12 protein-coding genes and 1 pseudogene are annotated in these 10807 nt (G+C 48.5%); 6 read left to right on the forward strand and 7 right to left on the reverse strand.

From position 1 onward, the window contains the following. On the reverse strand, positions 1 to 734 hold a 734-nt coding region (locus VJY99_RS02565; RefSeq protein WP_324116046.1), incomplete at its 3' end, for a crotonase/enoyl-CoA hydratase family protein. A gap of 219 nt (positions 735 to 953) precedes the next feature. Here VJY99_RS02565 and VJY99_RS02570 point away from each other — a divergent pair. Then, entirely contained in the window at positions 954 to 1136 is a 183-nt protein-coding gene (locus VJY99_RS02570; RefSeq protein ID WP_324116065.1) for a hypothetical protein, read from the forward strand. Between the two features lie 28 nt (positions 1137 to 1164). On the opposite strand, the gene fsa is transcribed toward VJY99_RS02570, so the two are convergent. Next, complete coding sequence (gene fsa / locus VJY99_RS02575; RefSeq protein WP_324116048.1) at positions 1165 to 1827, reverse strand: fructose-6-phosphate aldolase; 663 nt, start codon at positions 1825 to 1827, stop codon at positions 1165 to 1167. Between the two features lie 132 nt (positions 1828 to 1959). Between fsa and VJY99_RS02580 the strand changes: the two genes are divergently transcribed. The 4 genes from VJY99_RS02580 (at position 1960) to osmB (ending at position 6583) form a co-directional block, all read left to right on the forward strand. Next, on the forward strand, positions 1960 to 2859 hold the full coding sequence (locus VJY99_RS02580; protein WP_324116050.1) for a glycyl-radical enzyme activating protein: 900 nt from the start codon (positions 1960 to 1962) through the stop codon (positions 2857 to 2859). Positions 2860 to 2863: 4 nt separating this feature from the next. Further along, positions 2864 to 5296: a formate C-acetyltransferase/glycerol dehydratase family glycyl radical enzyme gene (locus VJY99_RS02585; protein WP_324116052.1), complete on the forward strand. Its 2433-nt coding sequence runs from the start codon at positions 2864 to 2866 to the stop codon at positions 5294 to 5296. A 43-nt stretch (positions 5297 to 5339) separates the two neighbouring features. After that, positions 5340 to 6098 carry a DNA-binding transcriptional regulator YciT gene (locus VJY99_RS02590; protein ID WP_324116054.1) on the forward strand — a complete coding sequence of 253 codons (759 nt, stop codon included), beginning with the start codon at positions 5340 to 5342 and terminating at the stop codon, positions 6096 to 6098. A 266-nt stretch (positions 6099 to 6364) separates the two neighbouring features. Beyond that, entirely contained in the window at positions 6365 to 6583 is a 219-nt protein-coding gene (gene osmB, locus VJY99_RS02595) for an osmotically-inducible lipoprotein OsmB (RefSeq protein ID WP_324116055.1), read from the forward strand. Positions 6584 to 6714: 131 nt separating this feature from the next. On the opposite strand, the gene yciH is transcribed toward osmB, so the two are convergent. The 5 genes from yciH to pgpB all read right to left on the reverse strand — a co-directional run bounded on the left by yciH (position 6715) and on the right by pgpB (position 10426). Further along, complete coding sequence (gene yciH / locus VJY99_RS02600; protein ID WP_324116067.1) at positions 6715 to 7041, reverse strand: stress response translation initiation inhibitor YciH; 327 nt, start codon at positions 7039 to 7041, stop codon at positions 6715 to 6717. Continuing rightward, positions 7041 to 7775 carry an orotidine-5'-phosphate decarboxylase gene (pyrF, locus tag VJY99_RS02605; protein ID WP_324116057.1) on the reverse strand — a complete coding sequence of 245 codons (735 nt, stop codon included), beginning with the start codon at positions 7773 to 7775 and terminating at the stop codon, positions 7041 to 7043. The genes yciH and pyrF overlap by 1 nt, the downstream gene beginning before the upstream one ends. Before the next feature lie 205 nt (positions 7776 to 7980). After that, positions 7981 to 9150, reverse strand: a complete 1170-nt coding sequence (gene lapB, locus VJY99_RS02610) for a lipopolysaccharide assembly protein LapB (RefSeq protein WP_324116059.1) — start codon at positions 9148 to 9150, stop codon at positions 7981 to 7983. A gap of 6 nt (positions 9151 to 9156) precedes the next feature. Next, positions 9157 to 9462, reverse strand: a complete 306-nt coding sequence (locus VJY99_RS02615) for a LapA family protein (protein WP_324116061.1) — start codon at positions 9460 to 9462, stop codon at positions 9157 to 9159. Positions 9463 to 9661: 199 nt separating this feature from the next. Beyond that, a complete protein-coding gene (gene pgpB / locus VJY99_RS02620; RefSeq protein WP_324116063.1) occupies positions 9662 to 10426 on the reverse strand; it encodes a phosphatidylglycerophosphatase B in 765 nt (254 codons plus the stop codon). Positions 10427 to 10634: 208 nt separating this feature from the next. Between pgpB and ribA the strand changes: the two are divergent. Further along, positions 10635 to 10807, forward strand: a pseudogene (ribA, locus tag VJY99_RS02625) (GTP cyclohydrolase II); the annotation flags it as partial.

A 10807-nucleotide genomic window follows, 5' to 3' on the forward strand; every position in this document is an offset into this window, starting at 1 on the left:
CGAGGTAACTGGAGTACACGCTGACGGGCACGCAGCATTGCACGCACGCCATTAAGCTTCGGTTGCAAAGTGTCAATGAAGGTACGAGTGGCAAGATAACCCTGACCCGGTTCAAATAACTCATCTACCAGGCCAAATTGATGATGCCATTCAGCGGTGTGCGCCTCTCCTTTATAGATAAGCTCCTCAGCGAGTTTCATCCCTGAACGACGTGCAACTAGCGAATATGCCCCCATTCCCGGGAACAGGTTAAAAGCAATTTCCGGGAACCCCATACGCGCATCCCGTTGTGCTAACACAAAATGGTGTGCGAGCGCGGCTTCAAATCCTCCTCCCAATGCGCTGCCTTCGACCATTGCGAGGCTAATCGCTCCGCTATCAAACCCTCGAGAAGCAGCATGAACACAATCTACACAGGCACGAGCATAAGCTCGAAGCGCTTCACGCCGCCCCTGCTGAATGGATTCAACAAAGAAGCCCAAATCGCCACCGGTGTTATAGATTCCCTGCACCAATGAACCGGTCACCCAAAAATCAACCACAAACCCCTCCTGCTGAACCAAATACCGGAGATTCATAATCTCTTCGATCAATTTGTGATTGAAGCAAGGGCGAGTTTGAGCTCGTAACATCATCCACACAGTGCGGCGTTCTACTTCGTAATATCCCGACAATTGAGTGAATCTAGTAGCATCCGTGAACAATTTGCAGGTTGGCTGGTTAATGACTGTCATTATCTTATCCTCATGTTATGAAAGCGCGTTACACGCAGGATCAGACTAATGCACTACTGCTTTAGGGTGAATGTATCGGAACATTTAATAATTATTACTTATATATTGTTCGATAATTAATTGATGGATAAGGCTAAAAATGCGCCCTTGCACCTTCTCTTTTTGAGCCTTTTTTTGCATTATGAAGACAACTTTTTTTCGGAAGAAACAGGATGCACTATGCCTTCAGTGAACCCTCTGCAACTCGCAAAGCGTATTGATACCGTGTTAGATATTTTGGTGGGAGGCGATCATGCGTCGGCCATTAATAATCTGGAGATTTTGAAAGCTGAATTGCTGAATATTGCGAACGGTAAAGAACAAAATGAGAGCGACTTGAAAAAGTCGCCCTGGGAGATTTGATCTGTCGCCGGTGAAAACCGGCGCAATTTTACAAGCTCAGTGAACCAAATGCCCCTTGCCAGTCTTTTTCGAACGTCGCAATAGCCGCATTGACCGCAGGCGTTGTCAGCAGTTGTTCGGTGACATCAATCGGCAACGTAATCGCTTCACAGCCCGCTAACAGGCAAGACATTGCCTGATGTGGTGTCCGGAAACTGGCAGCCAGAACTTTAGATTGCGGAGCATGAAGCGTCAGCAATTGCTGTAAGTCCTGCACCATTTGAATACCATCACCACCCTGCGCATCCAGCCGGTTCACATAGGGTGCGACATACTCCGCGCCAGCCAGCGCCGCCAGTAGCCCTTGAGCTGCACCATAAACGGCAGTCCCGAGTGTCGGGATACCCAACACTTTTAATTGCTTCATGGCTGCCAGACCTTCCACCGTCGTGGGGACTTTCACTACCAGGCCCGGAACGCGCTTAACTAACAATTCCGCTTCTTTCACCATCTCATCAGCTTGTGCAGCAATCACCTGAGCAAATAGTTTGCCTTCACCGCCCAGCGCATCTTGCAACGCTGGCAGCACTTCCCATAAGGAAATACCGGCTTTAGCCACAATTGATGGGTTGGTTGTGACACCCTGCAAAGGTAAAACACGCGCCAGGCGCTTCACTGCGGCAACGTCAGCCGTATCTAAATACAGTTCCATAAGTTCTCCAGATGGGTCATCTATCTCATTGCCGACATCATAACGTCGCTGTCTGTTCTTTATCTGATCAAAATCAATAAAACTTTCATTCGAAAGTAATCTAATTTACGAACAGAAGATAAAGGCGGGCTTATGCTATTTAATATCCAACGTTACTCAACACATGATGGTCCAGGCATCCGCACCGTGGTGTTTTTGAAAGGTTGCTCTTTAGGTTGCCGCTGGTGCCAGAATCCTGAAAGCCGCGCACGTGGTCAGGATGTTCTGTTTGATGAACGTTTATGCCTTGCTGGTTGTGAGTTGTGCCCACAGGTTGCCCCACATGCTATTTCTCGCATTGATGATTCCCTGATAATCATTCGTGAAAAACTGGAAGCAGGCGATCTGACCGCACTGACGGATTGCTGCCCTACTCAGGCATTAAGTGTGTGCGGAGAAACGCAAAGTATTGATGCCATCATGCAAACGGTACTGCGTGATAAGCCCTTTTACGACCGCAGTGGCGGCGGCATTACGCTTTCCGGTGGAGAGCCTTTTATGCAGCCTGAAGTTGCTGAGCAACTACTGCGAAGAAGCAAAGAAGCGGGGATTCATACCGCCGTCGAGTCCTGTCTCCATGTGCCATGGAAATATATTGAGCCGACACTCGGGCACCTCGACTTACTGCTCGCCGACCTCAAGCATGTTGATGCGCAGCGTTTCAAGCAATGGACCGATGGTAGTGCCGAACGTGTCCTGGATAACTTCCGCAAGCTTGCGGCGCGCAATGTCGAAATGACGGTTCGCGTACCACTCATCCCTAATTTTAATGCTGATGAGCAATCTATTCGTGCAATCAGTGATTTTGCCGCCGACGAAATAGGCGTGAAAGCGATTCATTTTTTGCCTTACCACACCTTAGGTATTAACAAATACAAACTCCTGAATCTCCCCTATATGGCCGCGCAGCAACCACTTGATGCGCCAGAGCTGCTGCAATTTGCTGAGCAGTATGCAAGCCAAAAAGGGATGACCGCCTGGATAAGAGGATAAACCGATGACCCAACTGAACCTGAACACCTTAAGCCAACGCATCAAAGATCATAAAGATGCATTAATTCATATTGTTAAGCCACCGGTCTGTACTGAACGAGCCCAACATTACACGGCGATTTATCAGCAGCATCAGGAAAAACCTTTACCGGTGCGCCGCGCCCTCGCCCTTGCCCATCACCTTACTGAACGTACCATCTGGATTAAGCATGACGAGTTGATCGTCGGTAACCAGGCAAGCCATGTGCGCGGTGCGCCATTCTTCCCTGAATATACCGTTGGCTGGATTGAGAGCGAAATCGATGAACTGGGCGACCGTCCAGGCGCTGGCTTCTCGATTTCCGATGCAGACAAAGCGGTAATGCATGAAATTTGCCCGTGGTGGCGCGGCCAAACTGTACAAGACCGTTGCTACGGAATGTTTACTGACGAGCAGAAAGAGTTACTGGCAAGCGGTATTATTAAAGCCGAAGGCAATATGACCTCAGGTGATGCGCATCTTGCGGTCAACTTCCCGCTGTTACTGGAATTGGGTATTGATGGTTTACGTGCCAAAGTTGCCGAGCGCCGTTCACGCCTGCATCTGACCGACTGGGAAGATTTACATAAAGAACAATTCCTGAAAGCCATCGATATTACGTTTGTGGCTTTAAGTGACCATATCCTGCGCTATGCGGCTCTGGCGAAAGAAATGGCCAGCGCAGAAACACGTGAGTCGCGCCGTGACGAACTGCTGGCAATGGCTGAAAACTGTGATGTTATTGCTCATCACAAACCGACCTCATTCTGGCAGGCATTGCAGTTGAGTTACTTTGTTCAACTGGTACTGCAGATTGAATCCAACGGGCACTCCGTTTCGTTTGGTCGCCTCGACCAGTTCCTCTATCCATGGTATCGCCGCGATGTTGAACTTGAGCAAACTCTGGGACGTGAGCAGGCTATCGAGTTGCTGCAAAGCTGCTGGTTAAAGCTGCTGGAAGTTAACAAAATTCGCTCTGGTTCGCATTCCAAGGCTTCCGCAGGGAGCCCGCTATACCAAAACGTGACGATTGGTGGGCAAACGCTCGTCGAGGGTAAAGCTGTTGACGCGGTGAATCCGCTCTCTTACGCCATCCTGGAGTCATGCGGCCAGTTACGTTCAACGCAACCCAACTTGAGCGTGCGTTATCATGCGGGAATGAGTAACGACTTCCTCGATGCTTGTGTTCAGGTGATCCGTTGTGGTTTCGGGATGCCTGCATTTAATAATGATGAAATCGTTATTGAGGAATTTATCAAGCTCGGTGTCAGCCGCGAAGATGCTTACGACTATGCCGCTATCGGTTGTATCGAAACCGCTGTTGGTGGCAAATGGGGTTATCGTTGCACGGGCATGAGTTTTATTAATTTCGCCCGGGTGATGTTAGCGGCACTGGAACAAGGACGTGATGCAACCAGCGGTAAAATCTTCCTGCCACAGGAACATGCGCTATCTGCAGGTAATTTCACCCAGTTTGACCAGGTTACCGATGCCTGGGATACCCAGATTCGCTACTACACCCAGAAATCTATCGAAATAGAATGCGTTGTTGATACCGTTCTTGAAGAGAATGCCCACGATATTCTTTGCTCTGCCCTGGTCGATGACTGCATCGAACGGGGTAAAAGCGTTAAGCAAGGCGGCGCAAAATATGACTGGGTTTCAGGTCTGCAAGTGGGTATTGCCAACCTGGGCAACAGCCTTGCCGCTGTGAAGAAACTGGTGTTTGAGCAAGGTACCATTGGCCAACAGCAGTTAGCAGAAGCATTAGCTAACGATTTTGATGGTTTGACCGGTGAGCAGTTGCGCCAGCGTTTGATTAACAGCGCGCCGAAATATGGCAATGATGACGATGAAGTAGATTTACTGCTGGCACGGGCTTACCAGACTTATATCGACGAGCTGAAGCAGTATCACAATACCCGCTTTGGCCGCGGCCCTATTGGCGGGACATATTACGCAGGCACCTCATCGATTTCAGCAAACGTCCCCTTTGGCGCAGCAACGATGGCAACGCCAGATGGACGTAAAGCGAAGACTCCGCTGGCAGAAGGTGCAAGCCCTGCTTCAGGGACTGACCGCCTCGGGCCAACAGCGGTGATAAGTTCAGTGGGTAAATTGCCAACCAGTAAAATTCTGGGCGGCGTATTACTGAATCAGAAACTGAATCCAGCCACTCTGGATAACCCACGCGATCGTGAAAAGTTGATGATTATGCTGCGGACTTTCTTCGAAGCGCATAAGGGTTGGCATGTGCAATACAACATTGTTTCCCGTGAAACCCTGCTGGATGCCAAACAACATCCTGATAAATATCGCGATTTAGTCGTGCGCGTAGCAGGTTATTCTGCTTTCTTTACTGCCTTATCTCCAGACGCTCAGGATGATATTATAGCCCGTACAGAACATACTCTTTGATAATCCAGGCGGTGCTTTATGCACCGCCCAAAATTTGGCTGACATGAACTCCAGACAACAAATTATTTTACAGATGGTGATTGATCATGGCCGCATGAGTGTGACCGATCTCGCTAAAAAAACCGGTGTCTCAGAAGTGACTATTCGCCAGGATCTCAATCTTCTGGAGAAAAAAAACTACCTGAAGCGGACACATGGCTACGCCGTTCCGTTGGATAGCGAAGACGTTGAAACGCGAATGATGAACAATTATTCGCTTAAACGGCATCTCGCTGATTTTGCGGCGACCTTAGTCAACGATGGCGAAACAGTCTTTATCGAAAATGGCAGTTGTAATGCGTTGCTGGCCCGAGCACTGGCCGAGCAGAAAAAAATCACGATAATCACCGTCAGCAGTTATATCGCTCATCTTCTTAAAGATACTGACTGTGAAGTCGTGTTGCTTGGTGGCATCTACCAGAAAAAAAGCGAAAGTATGGTTGGACCTTTGACGCGTCAATTTATCCAGCAAGTACATTTCAGCAAAGCGTTCATCGGTATTGACGGTTTCTTGCCAGAAACAGGATTTACCAGTCGCGATATGATGCGCGCCGATGTAGTGAATACTGTGTTGGGAAAAGCCAGTGAAATCATTATCCTGACAGACAGCACCAAGTTCGGCGCGATGCATCCCTACACGCTAGGCCCCATTTCATGTATCAATCGCGTGATCACTGATGATGGTCTGAATGAAATTACGGGTCAGCAACTGCTAGACACGGGTGTTCAAGTCAATATCGTAAAACAATTTCCCCTCGCGTAATCACGATGTTCAACTGCCTGCATTCCGTGCAGGCAGCCCTAATATCAGAATTATCTTGCACATCCTTTAAGATTATTTACCTGTCGTAATTCCCCACTTAAATTAGAATATTTATCAGCGGTATAACAGAGTGTGATAATCACTGGCATTATCTTTTTGGCCTTGTATCGTCATGCAGTTTCACGTGAGCGTCTTTAAATGACACAAAGCTACTATACTTAATAGAAGCTTATTTTCCGTGAATCAATCATTCAGGAGAAAATATTATGACTTTTAATAACAAAAAAATTACTGCCACTGTGCTGGCCTTGACCGTAGCAATGTCGTTGAGCGCCTGTTCAGGCTGGTCTAACCAAGATCGTAACACCGCAATTGGTGCGGGTGCGGGTGCCGTTGGTGGCGCAGTCTTAACGGATGGTAGTGCACTGGGTACATTGGGTGGTGCCGCCGTGGGTGGTATTATCGGGCACCAAGTGAGCAAATAAATCTTGTGACCAGCTAAAGCGTAATGCGCTTTAACGACTGATAAAAGTTGTATTTTTCAGGTCTAATTTTCAGCAGCCATAATAAAAGGCCACGGTAAATATCCCGTGGCCTGATTATTTAAACAAGCGAATCAACCGCCTGCTAATTTAACTTTCATTCCTTTAGCTTCCAGCAGCGATTTAATCAGATCACGTTTATCACCCTGAATTTCAATCACGCCATCTTTTAACGAACCACCGCAGCCACATTTCTTTTTAAGTTCTGCTGCTAGTGTCGCTAATTCTGCATCATCCGCATCAATACCCGTTATCAGACACACACCTTTACCCTTGCGCCCGCTGGTCTGACGTTGGATTCGTACCACACCATCCCCTGTCGGGCGAACAGGAGCGGCTTTAGGTTCATCAATACGGCCGCTCTCGGTGGAGTAAACTAAACGACTGTTATCGTCTTTCATCATGCATCCTGCTGAAGTGAGACGTGGATTTCACGCAGAGTATGGGCAGGATCTGCAGATTGGGTGATCGGGCGTCCAATAACCATGAAATCCACCCCCGCTGTCTGAGCTTGCTGTGGGGTCATAATGCGACGTTGATCACCGGCATCACTTCCAACCGGACGAATACCCGGTGTGACCAATTTGAAACCCTGACCCAGTTCGCTTTTGAAGCGTACCGCTTCTTGTGCGGAGCAAACAACACCATCCAAACCACAATTCTGCGTTAATCGCGCCAAACGTTCTGCATACTCAGCAGGCGTTGCGGTAATACCGAGATCGGCCAAATCACTGGCTTCCATGCTGGTCAAAACGGTTACGGCTATCAGCAAGGGGGCATCTTTGCCAAATGGCAGCAACGCTTCACGCGCTGCACTCATCATGCGTGCCCCACCACTGGCATGCACATTCACCATCCATACCCCCAACTCAGCCGCAGCAGCAACGGCGCGTGCCGTGGTGTTTGGGATATCGTGAAATTTCAAATCGAGGAACACATCAAAGCCACGTTGCTGAATATCACGCACCAACTGCGGCCCAAACAGGGTAAACATCTCTTTGCCTACTTTCAGGCGGCAATCACGCGGGTCAATACGGTCAATGAAGGCCAAAGCTTTATCACGATTATCGTAATCAAGAGCGACAACAATAGGTGAATCGGTGGCAACACGGGAAGAGGATGCAGTTGAATTCATGGCTAAACCTTCTGATGGTGGGCAGCAACGCGGCGCAAAGAGATAAACGGCAAGCATTCTACTCGCGGTAGACGCAAAATTACAGTTGCCATTGCATCTTGCCAGGCACAAACGACGCGGTGTCGAAGTGTGGATATTGATAATAGCTATAAGTATGTTGTAACTAAAGTATGGCGTTTTTTTATAGTTTGCCGATGATTAACCGTTATTGCCCATCTAAACCACGAATAGGTTTAATCGTCGACCAGGCGCGACAAGATGGGCAATGCCAGTACAGCGTAAAAGCAGTGAAGCCACATTTCTGGCAGCGATAGCGTGGTTTGGTGCGCACTTGTTCGCCGACCATATCACGCAGCACCATCAGGCTCTCTTTCGCCCGCCCTTCTTCCGCTTCCTGCAAGTGGTAATCCATTAGGCGATGGAAAACACGCATGGTTGGGTGGCGCTGGAGCTGGCGGTTGATATAAACCTGTGCCACTTCAGAACCTTCTTTGTGCTCAAGGATTTCAGCCAGCATCAGTTCAGCACCCGCACCGGTATTTTCTTCAACACAACGTTTTAAGAATGCTTCCCACTCTTGTGGTTTGTCTAACTGCAAATAGCAAGTTTGCAGCATTTCGAGAGTTTCACTGACTAACTCGCTATCTTGATCGATAACGCGTTGTAGCATTTCAACGGCTTTCACGTATTCATTACGAGCCATGAAAATACGGCCCATCATGATAGAAACCCTGGCGCAATTTTTGTCGGCTGCTGCCCCCTTTTTAAGCAGTGACATGGCACGATCAAGGTCGTCACTGGCCATCAGTTGCAGCGCTTGTTCACAATAGAAATGGGCAATTTCTGTGCGTTGTTTATCTTTACCCAATTTAACCAGGCGCTCGGCCACATCAATAGCTTTTTGCCAGTCGCTGGTAGCTTGATGGATAAGCAGTAACTGCTGTAATGCGCCAATGCGGAAATCAGTTTCGTCAATCAATTGCGCGAACATATCTTCGGCGCGGTCATACAGGCCAGCAGCCATATAGTCACGGCCAAGCTGTTGCACCGCGAGCAAGCGCTGCTCGTAAGTTAACGAGGCACTTTCCATTAATGATTGGTGGATACGAATGGCGCGGTCGACTTCACCACGAGAACGGAACAAGTTACCCAGCGTGAGGTGAGCCTCAACGGTGCTGGTATCCTCTTTGAGCATATCGAGAAATAAATCTACCGCTTTATCTTGCTGGTTCGATAGCAAGAAGTTAACCCCCGCCACATAGTCACGCGACAGGCGGTTAGCTTCTTGTTGCTTATCTTGATGCGCGCTTCTGCGTCCCATATACCAACCGTAAGCGGCGGCGATAGGCAACAGCAGAAACAACAATTCCAGCATGGCAGGTTATTCCTTCACAGCCGGTACAGCCGCAGCGATGGCGTCAGAATCCGTCGTGATTTGTTGTTCAAGGCGTTTGATCTTGCGATCGGCGCGCGCCAGCAAAACACGCAAACGCAACCAAAACAGGCCACAAATAAGCCAGCCGAGCAAAAAACCGGCAGCAAAAAGAGTCGCCAATAATGTGGAGACGCGATATTCGCCTTGTGCCAACAGATAGTTGAAATTCACAACCTGATCGTTTTGCGCGCCCAGAGTGACAGAAATCACAAAAATCGCTAGCACCAGTAAGAAAATGAATAAATATTTCACATTACTTCCCGTCATGTGGTCTTACGCGACTATCCCCATTAGCATTCCAGTTGCAGCCAACACCCATGCAGCTTGAAGGACGATGGGGATAAATTAAGCGCTACTGTTTTTCCAACTATATAAACTACCATTTCCCGGTTGTTCGTGGAATCCAAAAGCGACCTTCAATGCATAAGAAATGGGGGTTAAATCAATAATCTCAAGGCTCGGCATCCCTTTCGGCTATTTCCTCAGCTTCTTGTGGCGGTGGAGATAATGGACCGCACAGTTTTTGAGCAAGCCAGGTTGCCAATGTAATCAATATCCAGGAGATGAGCGTCGCAACCACTAAGTCACGTGGCCAGTGCATCCCAAGCACTAATCTGCTGCCCATCACACCTGTAGCCCAAACGACCAGCAATACGATGGTCCAGGTACGTCGACGAGGCCACAGCAATCCGACACCCAATAATGCCCAACTTGCCGCAAACATTGTATGCCCCGACGGGAAGGCAAAACCGGTCTCTTTTTGCCAGTGTTGACGTAACCATCCCGGAATTTCCTGCTGCGATTCAAGCTGATTTTTTACCAACTCGCTTCGCTGCTTACGTTTTAAATTGTAGAACTCATCTGTCGGAATATGCTGTGTTTTTTCAAGCCAAACCACAAAAGGACGAGGTTCTTGCACTTCATCTTTAATGACAGATTTAACACCCTGCCCAATAAGAATAGCCGCACCGAGTATCACAAATAGCATCAGTGCAGCTTTTAGGCGAAACCTTAGACACCATAAGAACCAGCCACACAACAAAACATGGGTAATGAGGCCCCAGGGTTGGGTTACAGTTTCCGTCACCCAATACATTATTTTTAGCCAACTCCCCTGCCCACCAGGCAGCCACTGCCACCCTGAAATCCACACGGCTAAAGGCATCACTAACAGTAATCCAGCACCCATCGTTGTTCGTTTTGCTATTGAGCGCATTGCTTATCCTTATGCTATTAGAATCTCAAGGATACCCGATAAACCGCACCGAAGGGAAAACGCGGAGGCGCACAAAGCGTAAAAATAGGAGTCTGCCCAGTCTATTAGGTGAAGTGGTAGGCGTTGTGGCAAACTAAGCAGTAGTAATTAAACAAGCCAGTTTGCTGGCAGGCACCCTGAGTGCCACGATAAGTACCTGGAGAATCACATGCAGCTTAAACGTGTGGCAGAAGCCAAACTGCCAACCCCATGGGGCGATTTCCTGATGGTGGGCTTTGAAGAACTGGCAACCGGACAAGATCACGTTGCTCTGGTTTTTGGTGATATAAACGGAAATGATTCTGTTCTGGCGCGGGTACATTCAGAGTGTCTGACGGGCGA

This window comes from Buttiauxella sp., from assembly GCF_035271705.1.
In the GTDB taxonomy this organism is placed as follows: Bacteria; Pseudomonadota; Gammaproteobacteria; order Enterobacterales; family Enterobacteriaceae; genus Buttiauxella.

Bases quoted from the DNA above. Each gene is read 5' to 3' on its own strand.
- lapB (WP_324116059.1), bottom strand. From the start codon at position 9,150: ATGCTGGAATTGTTGTTTCTGCTGTTGCCTATCGCCGCCGCTTACGGT.
- yciH (WP_324116067.1), bottom strand. From the start codon at position 7,041: ATGAAAGACGATAACAGTCGTTTAGTTTACTCCACCGAGAGCGGCCGT.
- fsa (WP_324116048.1), bottom strand. From the start codon at position 1,827: ATGGAACTGTATTTAGATACGGCTGACGTTGCCGCAGTGAAGCGCCTG.
- pgpB (WP_324116063.1), bottom strand. From the start codon at position 10,426: ATGCGCTCAATAGCAAAACGAACAACGATGGGTGCTGGATTACTGTTA.
- VJY99_RS02590 (WP_324116054.1), top strand. From the start codon at position 5,340: ATGAACTCCAGACAACAAATTATTTTACAGATGGTGATTGATCATGGC.
- pyrF (WP_324116057.1), bottom strand. From the start codon at position 7,775: ATGAATTCAACTGCATCCTCTTCCCGTGTTGCCACCGATTCACCTATT.
- VJY99_RS02570 (WP_324116065.1), top strand. From the start codon at position 954: ATGCCTTCAGTGAACCCTCTGCAACTCGCAAAGCGTATTGATACCGTG.
- osmB (WP_324116055.1), top strand. From the start codon at position 6,365: ATGACTTTTAATAACAAAAAAATTACTGCCACTGTGCTGGCCTTGACC.
- VJY99_RS02580 (WP_324116050.1), top strand. From the start codon at position 1,960: ATGCTATTTAATATCCAACGTTACTCAACACATGATGGTCCAGGCATC.
- VJY99_RS02585 (WP_324116052.1), top strand. From the start codon at position 2,864: ATGACCCAACTGAACCTGAACACCTTAAGCCAACGCATCAAAGATCAT.